The sequence below is a fragment of the Fischerella muscicola PCC 7414 genome (assembly GCF_000317205.1).
In the GTDB taxonomy this organism is placed as follows: Bacteria; Cyanobacteriota; Cyanobacteriia; order Cyanobacteriales; family Nostocaceae; genus Fischerella; species Fischerella muscicola.
Genome location: NZ_AJLK01000164.1, coordinates 1 through 18,749, shown reverse-complemented (window position 1 = coordinate 18,749; position 18,749 = coordinate 1). Strand labels below are relative to the sequence as shown.

Below are 18,749 nucleotides of genomic sequence, written 5' to 3'. Positions count from 1 at the left end.
CTTTAACTGAAATAATCTAATTTCAGTATCTACAAAAAATGTTTCAAAAAATTATTAAATTCCAGAGTTTTAATTTACTTACTAGATATGATTCCTCTTTCTACATAAATTGGACGTATTAATTGTCTTAAATTAGGCAACTGTTTCATAAAATATATAGAACCTAAAATACAAACTACTCCATCAATAATTAACGTATTGGTAGCACCAATGCGGTCAGCTAAGGCTCCTCCTAATAAATTACCAAAGGGGATAGTTCCCAAAAATGACATTGTGAATAAACTCATAACTCGTCCACGTTTTTCATCTTCAACAATTGTTTGTAAAACTGTATTGCCAGCAGCAACTTGGAAAATTGTTCCTAAGCCAACAAATAACATTGTGAATAAAGAAAGTGGTAAAAAACGCGACAAGGAAAAAGCTATTAACCCTATTCCTAAAATTGCTGGTCCTACAACAATTAATCTCCCAAGTCCCAAAATAGTTTTACGTGATGCCAAGTAAATTCCACCTGATAATGCTCCAACACCAGAAGCTGCCATTAAATAACCCAGTATTTTCGCGTTTCCCTGTAATATTTTTTCAGCAAAAACTGGAACCAGAACAGTATATTGTAATCCAAAAAAGCTAACTAAAGCTGATAGTAACAATAGTGCCAGGATGGGTGGAAAGCCAAAGGCATATAAAAATCCCTCTTTAATTTGTTCTAAGGGATTACTCATACTTACTATAGTTTTTTGAGGTTTAATTCTCATTGCTAATAAAGCAATGATAACGGCAATGTAACTAAGACCATCAATTAAAAAACAATAAGCTGCACCAACACCAGCAACTAACAAACCGCCGATCGCAGGTCCTACTAACCGCGCTCCATTAAACATTGTAGAGTTAATGGCGATCGCATTGGCTAAATCTTCTTTACGTTCTACCAAATCTGGCACAAATGCCTGCCGTGCAGGCGCATCAAAAGCACTAATAATTCCTTGGAACAAACTCAAAACAATGATGTGCCAAATATGAATCACACCAGTCAGCGCCAATATCGCTAACACTAATGTCTGGATCATTGAAAGTATTTGAGTGCCAATTAAGGTACGATGACGGGAAAAACGATCCACAAATACGCCACCAAAGGGAGCAAGAATGAAGCTAGGAATTTGACTGCTAAATCCCACAAGTCCTAGCATTAAAGGCGATTGGGTTAAGCTATAAACTAACCAAATTGTGGCAGTTTGTGTCATCCATGTTCCAATCAAAGAGATACCTTGTCCAGCAAAAAACAGACGATAATTTCTTGACCTTAGTGCTGGTAATAGCACCTGTTTTTGGGCTTGTGTTTTCATGCAGGTTAATCTATAGATTTACCTAATTGACGATAATGAAAAGATTTTGCCCTCACCCCTCTCTATTGATGGAGACGGGAGTAGTCGTCAGGAGGAAGTTATACCAATTTGCCAAAAGAATGCGACAGATAGGCCATCTTGTAGAGACGCGATGAATCGCGTCTTTATCCAAGGATGTGTTGCAATCATTAATTGAATTGGTATTATTTTGGTTGGGGAGTGTGGAAGGGGGACAAGGGAAAAAACCAACAACTAACCACTAACTACTAACTACTAACCAATGACAAATGACAATTAACCAACTTACTTAACTTTGACACTCACTTCCGCAGACATCCCTGGTACAATCTGTGATTCATAACCCTTGATGCTGTTTTGGTCAAAGACGATCTTGACTGGGATGCGCTGTACAATTTTGGTAAAGTTGCCTGTGGCGTTATCTGGTGGTAGTAAGGCAAATTGAGCGCCGGAAGCTGGCGAAATACTGTCAACACGACCCTCGAAAGTATGATGGGGGAAGGCATCCAGCTTGATTTCTACTGGTTCTCCCGGTTTCATGTTTTCGAGTTGGGTTTCTTTGAAGTTGGCGACAATCCAATTCTCGTTATCAATGATCGCCATTAATGGTGTTCCCGCTTGTACTCTGTTACCAACTTCCACATTTTTCTTACCTACCCGTCCACTACTGGGGGCGGTAATGTTGGTGTAAGATAGCTGCAATTGAGCATCGTTGAGAGAAGCTTGTGCTTGGCTGATAGCTGCCTTAGCCGCGTCATACTGACTACGTTTCACGGCTGTGTCTTGCTTGGTGGCGGTAGCTTGTTGTAATCCTCCTTGGGATGCTGCGAGTTTAGCTTGGGCGCTAGCAACTCCTTCCTGCGCTTGTGCTAGTTGGGATTGCGCTTTGGCAACTCCTTGTTTAGCAGCAGCTAGTTGTGCTTGTGCTTGTTGAACTCCTTGAACAGCAGCATTTTTTTGCGCTTGTGCCACATCATAAGCAGCTTTGGCTGTATCCAATTGCTGACGAGCGATTGCACCTTGTTGATATAAAGTTTGGTAGCGGTTATAGTCAGCTTGGGCTTTTTGCAAATTCGCTTCAGCTTGTGCTACTTGTGCTTGGGCTGCTGGAATCGCAGCTTGGGCAGAACGAACTTGAGCTTGGGCTGTGGGAATACCTGCTTTCGCCTCTTGCACTGCTGCTTGCGCTGTAGAAATTGCTGCTATAGCGGCGCTAACATTTCCTTGCGCTTGATTTGTCTGAGCTTTGCTAGTTTGTGATGTTAAAGCAATATTTGCTTGTGCTGCCTCAGCTTGAGCTTTAGCATTGGCTAGGGCTGCTTGTGTTTGCTGGACTTTACTTTGGTAGTCTTGGGGATCAAGCTTGACTAGCAACTGTCCCTGTTTTACCAACTGGTTATCATTTACCAGCACTTGAGCGACAGTTCCCGGAATCCGACTACTAATTTGGTGGACATGTCCCGCTACTTGGGCATTGTCTGTTTCCTGATGGGTAGAAGCATATTGCCACCAGCGAAACCCAAAACCACTAGCTGCAACTGCACCCACACCCAAGGCTGCCAAAATTAGCTTGATTGGTTTCTTGCCTTTAGGTGAAGAGGGTTGCTGCTTCTCCACCTCCGGCGCTTCCGGCGTTGCTACTGCTTGGGTGTGAGTTTTCAATTCTTCTAAATTTGTAACCAATTCTTTTTCCAAAACTGCTGTGTTGCTGTGTCCGTTATTATTGTTGAGATTGGTAGCGTTTGAACGTTCCATACTTGCAAATTCTCCTACTCCGGCGCGGAATTATAGAAATTATTTAGTGGTTGTAATATTTAACTAATATTGGTTAGGGAATAATTAGTTCATATACGTACTATTTTCTGAAAAAAAATAGAATGTCACTACACCCAATCGGGTGATATATATCTATTCATAAAGAAAGATTAAGGTTGGTCAATTGTCATTTGTTGGTGGTTAGTTGGTGGTTAGTGGTTAGTGGTTACTCTTCCACCCCTCACACTCCACTCTTACCTTAAGCTGCTACGCGTCTACACACTCCTCACACTTCCCCATCTCCCTTACCTTGTCCCCAATCCCCGATCCCTGATCTATGACAAATTCGCGATCGCCTGATTGATAATCCGGGCAAACTGTTCGCGTTCAGCGTGGGAAATACCTTGCATAGCTTGCTCACGCACTTCTACAGCCAGATCAGGCAAAATACTTTCTAGTTCTTTGCCAGCATCAGTCAACCAAATCCGCCAGATGCGGCGATCGCGAGAATCTCGTTCCCGGCGAACTAAACCCCGTTCTTCCATCCGATCCAGTACGCCTGTTAGCGTACCTCCAACTTGTTTGAGCCTTTCCCCAATAGTGGAAGTAGGTAAACCGTCTTCCTCCCATAAACAACATAAAATTACCCAGTGAAAGGGAGTCAAACCGTAGGGTTCCAAACGTTCTGTAAACTTGCGGTAGAGGAGTTGAGATAGCAATTTGATCCGATAGCCAAGATTGTATGGCGCTCTAGTTTGCTGCCACGACTCCAAAGCCACAGAATTTTTAGATGTAGGAACCATTTGAGAAAATACTTAGCGTACGTACTATTATCATAGCACTTATTTTTATGAACTTGTCATTGGTCAATTGTTAGTAGTTAGTTTTTAATATTTACTCCCCATCACCCCATCTCCCCATCACCCCATCTCCCCACACTCCCCCATCTTCTTTGTCCTCCTTGTCCTCCTTGTCCCCCTTCCCTTGTCCCTTAATTCAGGGGATTATACTCTGAGAGTAAATTATCTAAAAGCTTACGTTCTTTATGAGCTAAATCTTTTGCAGATATTGCAAATTGCTGTAAGCTCTGGTAGATCAAATCATGTTCTAACACTTCTATGTCTTCTTTTAGTTCCTCATATATTTCTTGAAAGCTAAACTCAGTTGCTAAAGCCAAAGAAAGTTTTTCTCGATCTCTACTACGACCAACAGCATCAGCACGTTGATTTAAGCGGGCAGAGTGTTGTAGCGCTTGTTGCATGGCTTTCCCTGTATGAGTACGCACACCATCAGCTCGAAATGCGCTAATTATTTGCTTGAGTTTACCTCTATCTGGATTACTGGTAATAGTAATATCGTTAGCATGTAGGGTTACGTCCCGGTCAAAAGTATAAATAGTAATCGTATCGCCCAACCTGGCGGTGTTAACAAATTCAGTAATAGAATTCTTGACTTGATCAAAGATATTTTTCGTTCCACCTACACCACGCATGGAAGCAGAAGTATCTACTACCAAAATCCAGTCAATTCCACCTTTTGGGGTAGTTTGAGCGAATGCAGTAGAGAGTTGAGAAATTGACATTAAAGTTAAAACAACAAGACTTTGGATTGAGGTACATCTCAACCAATCCTGGAAGTATCTAAAACTCATTGATAGATTTCTCCAACCATATCAAAGTGTTTCTAATAAAACTTGAATCTGCTGTATAGCAAGACTTGAAGGCTTAGTATGTCAATTTTCCCAATGAGTAACCATTGGAAAAAACGCCAAGAATTAGCAATAATTATTCTTGTGAAAACGCCAATAATAGCCAGATTTTTACGGATAAGATTCCTGCTTTCTTGCTGGTTAATTATTTCTTTTTCTAATTGACATGCATATATATTAACTACCTAATTTAAAAATGTCACATTTTTTATACTATATAGTGAAATTACTGGGAAATCTAAATACCGCAAAGTCCAGATCCCCGACTTTTCTAAAAAGTCGGGGATCTTGTCTCTCAGGAATTATTGAGGAATGTTATAGAACCTTTAATATGATGGATTGTGTTGATATGCAATTGAAGTGCGATCGCATCCCAACGCAAGTCATTTAAATCCCCTTGTGGGAAAAAACGTAAAAATAGGGGTTTTAGATTCTTCTTTTACCTTATTTTTCTAACAAAATCTTTATTTTTTATTATAAATTTCTTAGTTTTTGAGTTTATTTTAATAGCGCTTTTCATTCTAAATCTATTTAAGCATAGCCAAGCTCATGCGACTACGCTACAGCCTGATAATAGGCATTTTGATCCTCATAGTCATTGGGTTGACAGCTCAATTTAGCTATGCTCAGACCCGACCCTTCAAAAGTTCTCATACTCCGTCATTCAAATTGTTTGAGAATGTGCGGATATTTGACGGCATCTCCGAGCAACTGTCTGCTCCTTCTAACGTGTTAGTGGTGGCCAACAAGATTCAGACAATTTCTACCGCGTCGATTCCTACACCCACAGAAATTAGCGTGACCCGGATTAACGGCGGGGGACGGGTGCTGATGCCTGGACTGATCAATGCCCATACCCACGTGTTTATGGAGACTACCCCGGTTGAGAAACTCCTTTCTCCCGATACTCCCACTGAAGCGCTGTTTCAGCAAGCCCAGAAAAACGCCACAGCCATGCTTATGCGTGGATTTACCAGCGCTCGTGATATGGCAGGACCCGTGTTCGAGTTAAAGAAGGCGATTGACAGCGGTAAGGTCGTGGGACCGCGCATTTGGCCTTCGGGGGCGTGATCTCCCAGACAAGTGGCCATGGCGACTTTCGCTCCCTTAAAGAGCTTCCCAGAACACCTTCATCACCGCTCAGTCGCGCAGAACAATTTGGAGTTAGTGCGATCGCCGATGGGGTAGATGAAGTACTCCGCAGAACCCGTGAGCAACTGATGCAGGGAGCAAGCCAGATTAAGCTGGCGGCGGGTGGTGGCGTAGCATCGAGCTACGACCCGATAGATGTCAGTGAATACACCGAAGCGGAGTTTAAAGCCGCCGTCGATGCAGCCGCGAACTGGAATACCTACGTTACAATTCATGCTTACACACCAACCGCAATCCAGACGGCGATTCGTGCTGGTGTGAAGTGCATCGAGCATGGTCAACTGATGGATGAGGAGACCGCTAAGTTAATGGCTAAAAAGGGCATCTGGCTTAGTATGCAGCCGTTCCTTGACGATGAGGATGCCAATCCATATCCGGAAGGATCGGCGAATCGCGCCAGACAACTACAAGTGTTTCAGGGTACCGACATTGCCTATAAACTGGCTAAGAAATACAACATCAAGACCGCTTGGGGCACGGATACATTACACAGTGCTAAAAACGCTGCTCGCCAAGGGGCACAGCTTGCGAAAATGGTGCGCTGGTACACCCCTGCTGAAGTACTTAGGATGGCAACGAGTACAAATGCTGAATTGCTGGCGTTATCTGGCCCCCGCAATCCCTATCCCGGAAAGTTGGGCGTTGTCGAAGAAGGTGCGCTAGCTGACTTGCTGTTAGTGAATGGCAATCCGCTGGAGAACATCCAGTTAATCGAGGATCCAGCTAAGAACTTCGTTGTGATTATGAAGGACGGAAAGATTTATAAGAACACTCTCTAGATTCTTATTTAGAAACTGAATGGGTTTGAAAGCTAAGGGAGATAGACCTTACTTTTGTTTCTCATACATCTCAAACAACATCAATTAGTCACAATGACACTAATGTGTCACCGATGAAAAATAATAAGTCACTGTACAGAAATAAAAAAGCCGCAAAACATAATGTTTTACGGCTTTTAATGTGGTGTGAGGAGCTTAACTAGATTCCATCATAACGATAATTTACTAATCCCAACATACTCGTAACAGTTTTTGTAACAAGATTTTTGTAATTAGTTGGTTGGTGGTTGGTTGTTGGTTGTTGATGGTTGTTGGTTGGTGGATAGAGACGCGATGTTCCTCGCGTCTGTACATTAGTGGTTAGTGGTTAGTAGTTAGTTAATGATTTACTACTCCTCACACCTCCCTACTTCCTCCGGATCTACACCAAAGCACCACCACAGCTAGAACCACATCCAGCAGTACAACCGTAGCAATAGGCCGCAGTTTGGATCTCATCGATCAAATCTAAGGTACCAGCTGCTAGCAACTTAGCGATCGTCAGATTTTCACCATCACGAGTTTTTGCAGGTAAATTCATCATCTGGTTAAAGTCGCAATCATACACGTTACCGAGATAATCAACAGAAAGTTGATCACGACACATCAAATTTTCTACAGTCTTAGGATTGAAATTTGACTCTAAAAACTGTAGATAAGGTGCATATAATTTCTTGCGTTCTAAATGTAATTTAGTTCTGCCTACTGGTAGGTTCGTAATAGTGAAGAGATTATTAAATATAATACCAAAATGCTCTTGTAAAAACACCTTGTAATCTTGTTCTAGCTTGGCTTGATCTGGAGTCAAAGAAAATTTTTCACTCAAAGCTAGTTGGGGATTATACACTAAATCTAAAATTAAATTTTGTTCTTTCCCATAACCAACTTGGTTTAACCATTGTAGTGCTTTGATAGAACCATCATACACACCAGCACCACGCATTTTATCAACATTATCTGCTAAATAACAGGGCAAAGATGCCACAACTCGCACTTGGTGCTGAGCAAAATATTCTGGCAAATCACCAAATCCATCTTCAAAATAAATAGTTAAATTAGACCTAACAATAACCTCTTTATTTACAGATTTTGCTGCTTCCACCAGAGGTTTAAATCCGTAATTCATTTCTGGCGCACCCCCAGTCAAATCAACAATTTTAATCTGCGGAAATGCACAAATTATTTCAATTAACTGTTCACAAATTTCTGGAGAAAGTTCTTCTATACGTTTTGGCCCTGCCTCTACATGGCAATGAGTACAAGCAAGATTACAACGCTTTCCTAAGTTAACTTGTAAAACAGTAATGTGTTGCTTAGCTAAAGGTGAATTAAGTTTGTGTTTGAACGGTGTTACAGATGTTTGAATCATAATTAAATATTTGTCATGATGTTAAGACAATAATTCCTCTTTCCTCTGTGTCCTCAGCGCCTCTGCGGTTCAACATCTTTTAAACCACAGAGGCACAGAGAGCGCAGAGAAAATTGTGACAGGTTATTATTTAACAGCAACCACCACCGTCATAATGCCATGTGGAATCAGTAATAATTATTTGATCTGGCATAGAAGCAGCAAGTTTAGCGGCAGTTTTATCACATACTGCTGCTGGCAGACCACGTTGTAAAATATGACCTGCACCATCATCAAAAAATGGTTCTGAACCTGCATAAATTGCTGTTTTGCCAGTAAAAATACACGCCCCATCTTCTGGAATAATAACTTTGAAAGATACTGAATCAAGACTTTCTAAAAGTAATGGTTCTGACAAATTATAAGTTTGGCAATCTAACAAACGATAAGGGCGACGGGCACGAATTTCTACTTGACCAAAACCAGCCTTGATAATGCGCTGAATATATTCTTCATAGGTGAGGGCGCCGGATAAACACATAGCCCTTAAGCGTTCATCTTGTTGTAAATGTGGTGGAATCGGACGAGTAGCAATAGGATCGCTCATCTGTAAACGTCCACCTGGTTTTAATACCCGATATGCTTCTTCCAAGGCACGAGTTAAATCTTCTGGTTCAAAAATGTTAAAAAGGCAATTTTGAGCTACGACATCTACAGAAGCATCATTAACAGGTAAGTTAAAAGCATCCCCAGCACGAATGTCTACAAAGCTAGGATCAAACCAGGGGTTTTCTTTTGCAGCAATTTCCAGGTTACGTGTAGCAGCTTGCCGCATCTCTGCAACCGGCTCAACAGCAATCACAGCGCCTGAACGACGGGAAAAATAAGCAAATTGTAAAGCTTCTAAGCCTCCACCAACTCCAACATACAGTACAGTAGGCTGGTTTGCTAGTTCTCCTAGATGAACAGTTGTACCACAACCATAATTCATTTCCTGCATTGGTTGGGGAATTTTTAATCCAGGTAGTTGCAGAGGTGTACTTTGCACACAGCAAAGTCCTACTTCCGGTGTTTGGGCAACTTGACTGTAAAATTGTGCTGCTGTTTCAAGATAAGTCATTGCGTTCGGTGGTCTGAAGTGTATTAGCGTCTAGAATCAGCCTTGTGATCCTAATATATTTGAAACTCTGCTTGATAAGTTTCTGCTGAGAAATTCTAGCTTGGTGGAACACTTTCGCTTAAATTTCTGTCATAAGTTGTTGGTCTGTCAATTTTATTTTGGTGCGATTTAATGAGTTCGTAGTCAGCACTTTAGTGCTTGAATGGATTAAGGCTAAAGCCCGAACTACAAACTTACATTTAGTAACACTTTGAATACTTGAATCTTTTTTTACTGAGTGTTTTGTGTAAATGCTACAATCCTCCTAAACAAAAGTTGGGATACTTCAATGCCAGTTGCAGCTAAATCAATCAAGTTTGGTACGGATGGCTGGCGCGGCGTGATTGGCGATGATTTCACTTTTGAACGTCTAGCCCTTGTCGCGCCAGTTGCCGCAAAAGTACTATTCAATACCTACGGGGAAAAAGTTAACAACCGCACAATTGTAGTTGGTTACGATCGCCGTTTTATGGCGGAAGACTTCGCCCAGAAAGCTGCTGATGTTGTCTGTGCAGCAGGGTTTGATGTCTTGTTTAGCGAAACCTATGCACCAACCCCAGCTTTTAGTTGGGCAGCAAAGCAGCACAATGCTTTGGGGGCGTTAGTCATCACTGCTAGTCACAATCCAGGACAGTATTTAGGATTAAAAGTTAAAAGTGCTTTCGGTGGTTCTGTACCGCCAGAAGTAACTAAAGAAATAGAAGCGCTCTTAGAAGAGGAAGTACCAGTTGCCTCTACTCCAGGCAAGATCAAAAAATTTAATCCCTGGGAAAGCTATTGTCAAGAGTTAGAAAGTAAAGTTGATATAGTCAAAATTCGTGAAACTATAGCCTCTGGAAAGCTGACGGTATTTGCTGATGTTATGCATGGGGCTGCGGCTGGTGGACTTGCAAGACTACTAGGTGATGCAGTTAAGGAAATTAATAGCGATCGCGATCCCACTTTTGAAGGCGGTGCGCCAGAACCTTTACCTAAATACCTTTCCCGTTTGTTCGGGGTAATGAAAAGACACCGAGAACACAACCCTACAGGTTTAACGGTTGCGTTGGTTTTTGATGGTGACTGCGATCGCGTTGCCGCAGTAGACGGTGCAGGCAATTTTTTGAGTTCGCAAATTCTTATCCCGATCTTAATCGATCATTTGACCCTGCGACGCGGTTTTACAGGAGAAATAGTCAAAACTGTGAGTGGTTCTGACTTAATTCCCCGTGTAGCAGCACTACACAAATTGTCAGTGTTTGAAACACCTGTTGGTTATAAGTACATTGCTGACAGAATGCTAGCAGCCCCAGTGTTACTTGGTGGCGAAGAATCGGGGGGTATTGGTTATGGTAGCCATATTCCTGAACGCGATGCCCTGTTATCAGCATTGTATGTACTCGAAGCGATCGTGGAATCCGGATTAGATTTAAGTGATTATTACAGCCACTTACAACAACAAACAGGTTTTAGTTCTGCATATGATCGCATCGATTTACCCCTAGCAAGTATGGAAGTGCGGGGTCGCCTTTTGGAACAATTACAAACAGAACCATTAAAAGAAATTGCCGGCAAAGCAGTAATAAATTGCCAAACAATAGATGGTTATAAATACCGCCTAGCTGATGGTAGTTGGTTGATGATTCGTTTTAGCGGCACAGAACCAGTTCTACGCCTCTACTGCGAAGCCTCCACACTCGAACAAGTGCATCAAACTTTGACTTGGGCAAAACAGTGGGCAGAATAGTCAATAGTCAAGAGTCCATCGTCAAGTGTCCATCGTCAAGAGTACAGAAAATTTCAAATTGACCCTTGACTTTTGGCAATTGACAATTGACCAATGACCAATGACAAATGACTAATAACCAATGACTAAATTACTCGTAGTAGCCACAGGAAACCCAGGTAAATTGCGGGAAATGCAAGCTTACCTATCTGATTCTGGTTGGGAATTAAAACTTAAACCAGAAGATTTGGAAATTGAGGAAACAGGCGATACCTTTGCTGCTAATGCCTGTCTCAAAGCATCACAGGTTGCCAAAGCCACGGGAAATTGGGCGATCGCAGATGATTCTGGTTTAGAAGTAGATGCCCTCAATGGCGTACCAGGGGTGTATTCTGCCCGTTACGGTAAAACCGATGCTGAACGCATTACCAGACTATTAAGGGAACTGGGTGACGAGGTGCAGCGCCAAGCCCAATTTGTCTGTGCAGTAGCGATCGCTCGTCCTGATGGTGCGATCGTCCTACAATCAGAAGGTATTTGTCGTGGTGAAATTCTCTATAGCCCCCGTGGTGATGGTGGTTTCGGCTATGATCCAATTTTTTACGTCCCCGAAATGCAAATGACTTTTGCTGAGATGACGCCAGATTTGAAGCGCAGTATTAGTCATCGCGGCAAGGCTTTTGCCAACCTACTCCAAAAGTTGCCTAATTTGGAAGGATAGTTGTTAGGTGTTAGTTGTTTGTTGTTAGTTGTTTGTTCTTTACTCCAACCAACCACCAACAACCAACCACCAACAACCAACAAAAATTTACACTGCTTCTGTATTCTTTTCCCCAGTCCTAATCCGTACAACTTGTTCAACTGGCGAGATAAATATTTTACCATCGCCGATTTCCCCTGTCCGGGCAGCAGAGATAATTTTATCCACAACCATATCTACCTGGTTATCTTCTACAACTATTTCTAGTTTGAGTTTTTGCAAAAACTCCACCGTATACTCGGAACCACGATAGCGTTCTGTTTGCCCTTTTTGTCGTCCAAATCCCCGGACTTCAGAAACGGTCATGCCTACTATACCAGCATTAACTAAAGCAATCTTCACTTCATCAAGTTTAAATGGACGAATAATAGCTTCTACTTTCTTCATTCTTTATCTCCTGCTTTTGAGTAGCTTCTATATATATAACCAGATCCTTTGTCCAAAGCTTTAACGGATAACGCAACCCATAATTGTAAAAAAGTGTTAATACATACAAAATACTAAGTGCATTACCGAAGTAATTGTAATAGGACTTACGCACAGTCTACGAACCCTTGGTGTTCTTGGCCTCTGGTGGTTCAATAATTTAAGCTTTTTGTCTATTTTTGCGTAAGTTCTGTGTAAAAAAGGAATTGTGAATGGTGGTGGTTCCATCTTAATTTCTCACTGTTTTGTAGGTTATATAACAGAAATTTTTTTGCGCTTACTATAATCCAATGGATTTGAGTTAATGGCTTTGATGTTCAAAGAAAGGACGCACAACCAAATAGCCAGCACCAAAACTCAAAATTATAATCAACACGATCGCTAAAAAGAACCACCAACCATTCATTCTTTCTGGTTCTGGTTTGCTAGTTGAGTATGTTATAACCTCCTGTTCTTCTATAATTACAGGTTCTGACATAGAGACAGGGAATTCCATTTCTGTATAGACAACGGCTGGACGTGGATGAGGATGCTGCGGTTGCGGCTGCGGTTTTTTCGCTGGAGGTTTACTAGTATGATTTACCTGCTTTGCTACGTGTTTACTGCCTCCTGTGGAATTCCTTGCAAATTCTCTACTTTGAGGGAATTTTTGTGGTTCCTCTGTTGTCTTTTGCCTGCTATCTACTGGTGGTTTTGTCACCTCTGCGTCTGCCACTTGAGTTTGGGGAAAATACTGAAATTGATATTGACTAGAGGTATCAAGTAAATTTTGTAGATGTAGAACAGACTGGACTGTCTTAGCAATTTCTTGGCGTAAAATTTGATTTTCTTGAACTATTTGCTGGTTTTGGGCGGTAAGGGCGTTGATTTGTGACTGTGCGGCTTGTAACTCTGCTGCCAAATCTCGATATACAGATAAGGGTACAGAGGGTGAATAATTTTGAGTAGTCGTACTGGGTCTATGACCGTAAAAAGAGCCGTTAGCTGTTTGCATTTTTAGTTTAGAGGCAAATAATGATACAAACTAAGCCCAAGAATAATAGAAAAATTCCCTGAGGGCAAAGATTTTATAATTTAACTTATGTTATATGGTCGCTAAAGTCGTTTGGTATATGCTAATCAGGCAAATTGACTGAGTTAAATTTATTTTGTACAGTTAAGCATACATTTTTACCCACAGCCAGTGGTTTTTACCAAAAATCTCAGCCCGCTGTCTGAAATATACCTTTTTCCTAGTTGCGATCGCTCTTTTGAGCTTGCGATCGCTCTCGTTGCTTCTGCTTTGTGCTTTCTACCTTGAACTCCACATTTGCAGATGGACATAGATCAGCTAACTTGCAAGCTGCACATGCAGGATTACGGGCTTTACAAACAGCACGACCATGATAAATCAACCGGATTGACCAATTTTCCCAGTCTGCTTGGGGCAAAAGGCGCATTAAATCTTGTTCAATATGGATTGGTTCTGTATGTTCAGTCAAACCTAAACGTTGGCTGAGACGTTTAACATGGGTATCAACTGTTACACCAGCATTAATACCAAAGGCATGAGCAAGGACTACATTTGCTGTCTTACGTGCCACCCCTGGAAGCAGCAATAGTTGCTCCATCTGCTTTGGTACTTCACCGCCAAACTCATTAACAATCATGCGACAGGCGCCTTGAATGTTCTTTGCCTTATTACGATAAAATCCTGTAGAACGTACTAAATTTTCTAACTCACTCAACTCAGCATTAGCCAAACTAGGCGCATCAGGAAAACGACTGAATAGTGCTGGTGTGACCAAATTTACCCGCTCATCTGTACACTGGGCGGAAAGAATCGTTGCTACGAGCAGTTGAACTGGTGTGGAATAGTTTAAAGAGCAAGTCGCATCTGGATAAAGACGCTTGAGGCGGACTAATATTTCTAGCGATCGCTGCTTTTGAGATGACCATTTACGAGTGTTGCTCACTGTGTATGAAAATTAGGGATCGGGGATTATCTTATCAGCAAACTCATGATCCATCGGTGTCCATCGCCTTGCACTGTGGTCGATTTTTCATGCTCTCATTGTGGGCGATCGCACCTGGTGTTTTAGTACTGGTTTGTAAACGCAAAGGATCGCAAAGGAGAACGCAAAGGGGAGGTAGCGCGCCCTTGGGGGTCTCCCCCGTTGTAGCGACTGCCGTCGCGCAGAGTTTGGCTACATTTGTACTTAGCGTCAGTCAAGACTAATAAGTCTACTAAAAGTAGACTTGGGCTATTAGCCCGCAGTTGACTTGCGGGCTTGGGGGCGGGTCAATTACTGGAATAATTTTTGCACCCACTCTAGTTGGGAAGTTTCTTTGACAATCAGAAAAATACCTAATCCCAGAAGTAGCATTAAACCAGTTTGCATTACACCTTCTTGAACACGAGAAGGTAAAGGTTTACCGCGCAACCCTTCAATGAGTAGGAAAGCTAGTTGTCCTCCATCCAAGGCTGGTAAAGGCAGAATATTGATAATTGCTAGGTTGATGCTAATTAAGGCTCCAAAATAAAACAGACTGCCTGTATCATTTTGAGCAATGCTAGCACCAATTTCCACAATTTTAACTGGGCCTGCTACTTGACTAGCTGTTTCACCGAAGTTAGTAATTAATTGCTTAAAACCTTGAAATGTCATTGTCAGAATGCGCTGAAATTCAGCAGCGCCAAGGTTCAAAGCTTCTATTAAATTTGCACGACGCCGCACAATTTGACCGTTGGGAGCAAGTCCGACGCCAATACTACCCCCAGCCGGTTTTGCTTCAGGAGTAACATTTAAAGACAGCTTTTGGTCGCCCCGAGCAATTTCTAATTGAATTGGCTTACCTGCATTCGTTTTAATTATTTCTCTTAAACCCTCTATCTCTTGCAGTGATGTGCCAAACTCTTTGTTATTAGCAGCTAATATGACATCTCCTGGTTTGATACCAGCTTGCACAGCTACATTACTAACTTCTGGGGCTAATTGTTTAATTAAAACTCCTGGTAGAGTTGCTTGTGAAACACCAACTAAGTTAACCTGCGCCACAAGCAGAAAATAGGCAAAAATTAAGTTTGCTATCACTCCTGCGCTGATGACGATCGCCCGATCTAAAATTGGACGGTTACGCAGCAGGTTTGGGTCATTAGGTGGAATGTCACTATCTGGATCATCGTCAGGAAAACCAACAAAACCACCCAACGGAAACGCCCGAATGGCGTATTCGGTTTCCGGGCCTTGGTATTTCCAAAGAATTGGCCCAAAGCCCAAAGAAAAGCGGTTAACATGAATTCCTTGAGACCTTGCTGCAATAAAATGTCCTAGTTCGTGTACCAGGATCAGAACAGCCAAGACTGCGATCGCCGCTAAAACTGACATAGAGAAATTTTTTGAACTGATTTAGCTATACTTTTCTCTATTCTAGAATGAGTACCAGTCTTGCATTGGTCTGCAACACAGCATATTTTCAGGGTTTTTCGCTAATTCCTGAGGGAGAGTGATGAATTGGCAACTCCTCGAAAGTAGTATATTTCTCAGGTTTGACCTGTCTCTAGGCAAATAAAGTAGGGTAATTTTTTTTGAGTTTGGCACATAAAAGAGGCAAAGAAAAAAGGCGATCGCACTCATCCTCAGCAAATAAATTCTCTCTTAACCGGGTGTTGGGTTTTTTGTAACTGCTCATTTTATTTTGACTCAGCAATCAATACCAGCAATTGTGTCTTTATTATTGACAGTAATTGTGACGGTATTTCTTGTAATGAGAAAGTTGTTGTTAGAATTCACTCATCAAATTTCAGCTAAGTGGGATGCAAGGTAGCGTGTGTTACGGCACGAGTACAATATTAATTTCCTCTCAAAGTCTCTATTAGCCGTAACGCACCGTTATCTAATGTGACAAAACAAACTCAATATCGCTTATATTCTCAAAGTAAATATACGCTCAAAACTAACACAAGTCATCAACGTTTTTCTCAGAAGATGTCTTTTAAGTATTCGGCAAATATAATTCGCTACTACACAAACAAAGTCTGCCTCCGCAGACTCAAGATTTCCAACCCACGCAGGCGGGTTTTGACTGTATAGCCGCGACTTATAGTCGCCAGGGTATGTATAAAATTCTCGCTGAAGAGTCTTTTATTCTCACGTGCGAATCTTTGATACTCGCTGACGAGTTTTTTATTCTCACGCACGAGTCTTTGATACTCGCCGACGAGTTTTTGAACCTCGTTAATGAGTCTTTGATACTCACTGACGAGTCTTTATATTCTCACCAATGATTCTTTGAATCTTACCGACGAGTCTTTGAACCTGCTTAATGAGTCTTTAATACTCACCGACAATAATTTGAACTTCGCCAATGAGTAAATTAGGCGCGTAACAATAATCTAATGATTGACCACTGAAGCAATTAGCGTCGTAACACACCATGATTTACGGTGCGTTACGCTGTCGCTAATACACCCTACCAAGCACCAACCGAAAATTACAAAACTTCCCGTCCCAAATAAGGCTGTAGGACTTCCGGTATTCGCACCGTACAATCTTCTTGCTGATAATTTTCCAAAATAGCCGCCATTGTCCGTCCCACAGCTAAACCAGAACCGTTGAGGGTATGAACTAACTGTGTTCCCTTCTTACCAGTTTCCTTAAAGCGAATATCAGCCCGTCTTGCCTGGTAATCGAGAAAATTAGAACAACTGGAAATTTCCCGGTATTTACCAGAAGAAGGAAGCCAAACTTCTAAATCATAGGTTTTGGCAGAATGGAATCCTAAATCCCCAGTGCATAAATTAATAACTCGGTAAGGCAACTTTAACGCCTGTAGAATAGCCTCTGCATTGCCAACTAATTTTTCTAATTCATCAAAGGAAGTGCTGGGATGAACAAATTTTACCAATTCTACTTTGTTGAATTGGTGCAGGCGAATTAATCCCCGCATATCCCGTCCATAACTCCCAGCCTCACGCCGAAAACAGGGAGTGTAAGCACAGTGATAAATAGGTAAGTCTTCAACAGGGATAATTTCACCACGATAAAGATTGGTGACGGGTACTTCCGCAGTGGGAACAAGCCACAAGTCGTCATCAGCGCATTTGAAGCTTTCTTCAGCAAACTTGGGTAGTTGTCCGGTGGCTGTCAGCGAAGCACTATTAACTAAGAACGGAGGAATGACTTCTAGATAACCTGCTGCGGTTTGGCGATCGAGCATAAAAGAAATTAATGCCCTCTCTAGTGCTGCACCAGCCCCAATTAACGTCACAAAGCGACTCTGGGCAACTTTTACAGCCCGTTCGACGTTGAGAATACCCAATTTTTCGCCAATTTCCCAGTGAGGCAAAATATTCGCATTTTGCGGAATATACTCATCACCCCAGCGACGTACTTCCACGTTTTCTTCTTCATTTTTGCCTATGGGTGTAGAGTCACTAGGCAAGTTAGGAAGTGCAAGTACCAGTTCTTGAATTTTGGCAATGATTTCTTTTTCTTGGGGTTCTAGTTCGCTTAATGTGGCTTTTATTGAATTACCTTCATCCCGTAAAGCTTGAAGTTCTGGGTCTTGAGGATTTATACCAGATTTAATCTTTTGCCCTACAAGCTTACCAATTTCGTTACTGCGTGCCTGGAGTTGACTGCGTTTGCCCTCCAATTCACGTTGTTGTTTATTTAATTCTACTATCGGCTGAATATCATAGTTACCGCCACGAGTATTCAACCTCTGTTGTACAAATTGTGGATTTTCCCGTATTTGCTTAATATCCAGCACAGATTTTTCTCAGTTTCTAATATAAGAAGACAAAAGGTATAGACCAACCTGTAAGTAACTATCAGGAATTCAGAATTGAAACATGCAAATTCCTAACTCAGAATATATCCCTGCACCCAACTGTAAAAGTTATTTACCAAAATTTTGCCCCAGCATTACCGCCAGGGCTATCACACTGCAATTTATTTTAGGCATTTCTAGGGTGATTTTCCAATCATTTATTATATCGGTTGTACCAATATTTTGATTATTTCAATACTGCGATCGCTTAATTATCGGTTAATTTATGGAAATTATAATAGTTATTTAAGATTGTCTTTCTTCTTGGTTGGCTTTGGGTTGGCTGAAACGCTCTTCTTGAGTACCAGCAGGGGAAGGTAGCCAGTATGCCAGCACAGTGCTTAAACCACTCCAATAGAGTGTCTGATTTTCTTTAGTTTTATCGTTGACAAGCTGGAAAGTACAAAGACCAATCATCAGTGTACTGAAAAGGAACTGTATCCCGAATCTCCAAGTTTGTAATTCTCTCATCGTGTTAGACCTCCAAGCACCTTTATCACTTTATTTACTCAATTTGTATCACTCCTGAGTTAGATTTTGATGTCAGGAACATGTATTAGTCTCCACACTCAACAGAGATGGTTCCGGAAAAGAGTCATTTGTTATTTGTTAGTAGTTGGTTGTTGGTTGTTGGTTGGTGGTTGTTGGTTAGTGGTTAGTAGTTGGTTGTTGGTTGGTGGTTGTTGTACAGACGTGCCATGGCACGTCTGTACAGTGGTTGGTAGTTGGTTGTTGGTAGTTAG

19 protein-coding genes are annotated in these 18,749 nt (G+C 41.7%); 5 read left to right on the top strand and 14 right to left on the bottom strand.

The features are described 5' to 3' along the window. Positions 1 to 74 precede the first annotated feature (74 nt). The 4 genes from UYI_RS0126165 to UYI_RS0126150 all read right to left on the bottom strand — a co-directional run bounded on the left by UYI_RS0126165 (position 75) and on the right by UYI_RS0126150 (position 4,698). Positions 75 to 1,343 carry an MFS transporter gene (locus UYI_RS0126165; RefSeq protein WP_016869640.1) on the bottom strand — a complete coding sequence of 423 codons (1,269 nt, stop codon included), beginning with the start codon at positions 1,341 to 1,343 and terminating at the stop codon, positions 75 to 77. 303 nt (positions 1,344 to 1,646) lie between these two features. Beyond that, positions 1,647 to 3,116, bottom strand: coding sequence for an HlyD family secretion protein (locus tag UYI_RS0126160; RefSeq protein ID WP_016869639.1), 1,470 nt, complete (start codon positions 3,114 to 3,116; stop codon positions 1,647 to 1,649). 335 nt (positions 3,117 to 3,451) lie between these two features. Continuing rightward, complete coding sequence (locus UYI_RS0126155) at positions 3,452 to 3,919, bottom strand: MarR family winged helix-turn-helix transcriptional regulator (RefSeq protein WP_016869638.1); 468 nt, start codon at positions 3,917 to 3,919, stop codon at positions 3,452 to 3,454. Between the two features lie 188 nt (positions 3,920 to 4,107). Next, a complete protein-coding gene (locus UYI_RS0126150) occupies positions 4,108 to 4,698 on the bottom strand; it encodes a vWA domain-containing protein (protein WP_016869637.1) in 591 nt (196 codons plus the stop codon). A gap of 675 nt (positions 4,699 to 5,373) precedes the next feature. On the opposite strand from UYI_RS0126150, the gene UYI_RS39840 reads away from it, so the two are divergent. Further along, entirely contained in the window at positions 5,374 to 5,895 is a 522-nt protein-coding gene (locus UYI_RS39840) for an amidohydrolase family protein (protein ID WP_258003660.1), read from the top strand. Further along, positions 5,892 to 6,755, top strand: a complete 864-nt coding sequence (locus tag UYI_RS33450; RefSeq protein WP_258003659.1) for a metal-dependent hydrolase family protein — start codon at positions 5,892 to 5,894, stop codon at positions 6,753 to 6,755. The genes UYI_RS39840 and UYI_RS33450 overlap by 4 nt, the downstream gene beginning before the upstream one ends. Positions 6,756 to 6,980: 225 nt before the next feature. Here UYI_RS33450 and UYI_RS39835 read toward each other — a convergent pair whose 3' ends face one another. The 3 genes from UYI_RS39835 to arsM form a co-directional block, all read right to left on the bottom strand. Next, positions 6,981 to 7,109: a hypothetical protein gene (locus tag UYI_RS39835; RefSeq protein WP_258003658.1), complete on the bottom strand. Its 129-nt coding sequence runs from the start codon at positions 7,107 to 7,109 to the stop codon at positions 6,981 to 6,983. 67 nt (positions 7,110 to 7,176) lie between these two features. Beyond that, positions 7,177 to 8,163, bottom strand: a complete 987-nt coding sequence (gene arsS, locus UYI_RS0126140) for an arsenosugar biosynthesis radical SAM (seleno)protein ArsS (RefSeq protein WP_016869636.1) — start codon at positions 8,161 to 8,163, stop codon at positions 7,177 to 7,179. A gap of 130 nt (positions 8,164 to 8,293) precedes the next feature. Beyond that, positions 8,294 to 9,262 (bottom strand): arsenosugar biosynthesis arsenite methyltransferase ArsM, encoded by a 969-nt coding sequence (gene arsM, locus UYI_RS0126135; RefSeq protein ID WP_016869635.1) that lies wholly within the window; start codon positions 9,260 to 9,262, stop codon positions 8,294 to 8,296. A gap of 328 nt (positions 9,263 to 9,590) precedes the next feature. On the opposite strand from arsM, the gene UYI_RS0126130 reads away from it, so the two are divergent. Both UYI_RS0126130 and rdgB read left to right on the top strand, forming a co-directional pair. Continuing rightward, entirely contained in the window at positions 9,591 to 11,027 is a 1,437-nt protein-coding gene (locus UYI_RS0126130) for a phosphoglucomutase/phosphomannomutase family protein (RefSeq protein ID WP_016869634.1), read from the top strand. Between the two features lie 121 nt (positions 11,028 to 11,148). After that, positions 11,149 to 11,727: an RdgB/HAM1 family non-canonical purine NTP pyrophosphatase gene (gene rdgB, locus UYI_RS0126125; RefSeq protein WP_016869633.1), complete on the top strand. Its 579-nt coding sequence runs from the start codon at positions 11,149 to 11,151 to the stop codon at positions 11,725 to 11,727. A gap of 87 nt (positions 11,728 to 11,814) precedes the next feature. Here rdgB and UYI_RS0126120 read toward each other — a convergent pair whose 3' ends face one another. The 3 genes from UYI_RS0126120 to nth form a co-directional block, all read right to left on the bottom strand. Then, positions 11,815 to 12,153 carry a P-II family nitrogen regulator gene (locus UYI_RS0126120; RefSeq protein ID WP_009459835.1) on the bottom strand — a complete coding sequence of 113 codons (339 nt, stop codon included), beginning with the start codon at positions 12,151 to 12,153 and terminating at the stop codon, positions 11,815 to 11,817. 340 nt (positions 12,154 to 12,493) lie between these two features. After that, the gene (locus tag UYI_RS0126115) at positions 12,494 to 13,186 is read right to left on the bottom strand and encodes a hypothetical protein (RefSeq protein WP_016869632.1); all 693 of its coding nucleotides are present in this window, start codon (positions 13,184 to 13,186) and stop codon (positions 12,494 to 12,496) included. A gap of 238 nt (positions 13,187 to 13,424) precedes the next feature. Then, positions 13,425 to 14,147, bottom strand: coding sequence for an endonuclease III (gene nth, locus UYI_RS0126110; protein WP_016869631.1), 723 nt, complete (start codon positions 14,145 to 14,147; stop codon positions 13,425 to 13,427). A gap of 5 nt (positions 14,148 to 14,152) precedes the next feature. Here nth and UYI_RS37235 point away from each other — a divergent pair, with 5 nt between their 5' ends. Further along, positions 14,153 to 14,410: a hypothetical protein gene (locus UYI_RS37235; RefSeq protein ID WP_146007646.1), complete on the top strand. Its 258-nt coding sequence runs from the start codon at positions 14,153 to 14,155 to the stop codon at positions 14,408 to 14,410. A gap of 67 nt (positions 14,411 to 14,477) precedes the next feature. On the opposite strand, the gene rseP is transcribed toward UYI_RS37235, so the two are convergent. The 4 genes from rseP to UYI_RS0126095 form a co-directional block, all read right to left on the bottom strand. Next, positions 14,478 to 15,560: an RIP metalloprotease RseP gene (gene rseP / locus UYI_RS0126105; RefSeq protein WP_016869630.1), complete on the bottom strand. Its 1,083-nt coding sequence runs from the start codon at positions 15,558 to 15,560 to the stop codon at positions 14,478 to 14,480. Between the two features lie 172 nt (positions 15,561 to 15,732). Then, a complete protein-coding gene (locus tag UYI_RS39830) occupies positions 15,733 to 15,864 on the bottom strand; it encodes a hypothetical protein (RefSeq protein WP_258003657.1) in 132 nt (43 codons plus the stop codon). Positions 15,865 to 16,665: 801 nt separating this feature from the next. Further along, positions 16,666 to 17,946 (bottom strand): serine--tRNA ligase, encoded by a 1,281-nt coding sequence (gene serS / locus UYI_RS0126100; protein ID WP_016869629.1) that lies wholly within the window; start codon positions 17,944 to 17,946, stop codon positions 16,666 to 16,668. Positions 17,947 to 18,252: 306 nt separating this feature from the next. After that, positions 18,253 to 18,423, bottom strand: coding sequence for a hypothetical protein (locus tag UYI_RS0126095; RefSeq protein ID WP_016869628.1), 171 nt, complete (start codon positions 18,421 to 18,423; stop codon positions 18,253 to 18,255). Positions 18,424 to 18,749 lie beyond the last annotated feature (326 nt).

Bases quoted from the DNA above. Each gene is read 5' to 3' on its own strand.
- rdgB (WP_016869633.1), top strand. From the start codon at position 11,149: ATGACTAAATTACTCGTAGTAGCCACAGGAAACCCAGGTAAATTGCGG.
- UYI_RS0126095 (WP_016869628.1), bottom strand. From the start codon at position 18,423: ATGATTGGTCTTTGTACTTTCCAGCTTGTCAACGATAAAACTAAAGAA.
- UYI_RS37235 (WP_146007646.1), top strand. From the start codon at position 14,153: ATGAAAATTAGGGATCGGGGATTATCTTATCAGCAAACTCATGATCCA.
- UYI_RS0126130 (WP_016869634.1), top strand. From the start codon at position 9,591: ATGCCAGTTGCAGCTAAATCAATCAAGTTTGGTACGGATGGCTGGCGC.
- UYI_RS0126150 (WP_016869637.1), bottom strand. From the start codon at position 4,698: ATGTCAATTTCTCAACTCTCTACTGCATTCGCTCAAACTACCCCAAAA.
- UYI_RS0126115 (WP_016869632.1), bottom strand. From the start codon at position 13,186: ATGCAAACAGCTAACGGCTCTTTTTACGGTCATAGACCCAGTACGACT.
- arsM (WP_016869635.1), bottom strand. From the start codon at position 9,262: ATGACTTATCTTGAAACAGCAGCACAATTTTACAGTCAAGTTGCCCAA.
- UYI_RS0126155 (WP_016869638.1), bottom strand. From the start codon at position 3,919: ATGGTTCCTACATCTAAAAATTCTGTGGCTTTGGAGTCGTGGCAGCAA.
- UYI_RS39835 (WP_258003658.1), bottom strand. From the start codon at position 7,109: ATGTACAGACGCGAGGAACATCGCGTCTCTATCCACCAACCAACAACC.
- UYI_RS39840 (WP_258003660.1), top strand. From the start codon at position 5,374: ATGCGACTACGCTACAGCCTGATAATAGGCATTTTGATCCTCATAGTC.
- rseP (WP_016869630.1), bottom strand. From the start codon at position 15,560: ATGTCAGTTTTAGCGGCGATCGCAGTCTTGGCTGTTCTGATCCTGGTA.
- UYI_RS39830 (WP_258003657.1), bottom strand. From the start codon at position 15,864: ATGAGCAGTTACAAAAAACCCAACACCCGGTTAAGAGAGAATTTATTT.
- UYI_RS0126165 (WP_016869640.1), bottom strand. From the start codon at position 1,343: ATGAAAACACAAGCCCAAAAACAGGTGCTATTACCAGCACTAAGGTCA.
- UYI_RS0126160 (WP_016869639.1), bottom strand. From the start codon at position 3,116: ATGGAACGTTCAAACGCTACCAATCTCAACAATAATAACGGACACAGC.
- UYI_RS0126120 (WP_009459835.1), bottom strand. From the start codon at position 12,153: ATGAAGAAAGTAGAAGCTATTATTCGTCCATTTAAACTTGATGAAGTG.
- arsS (WP_016869636.1), bottom strand. From the start codon at position 8,163: ATGATTCAAACATCTGTAACACCGTTCAAACACAAACTTAATTCACCT.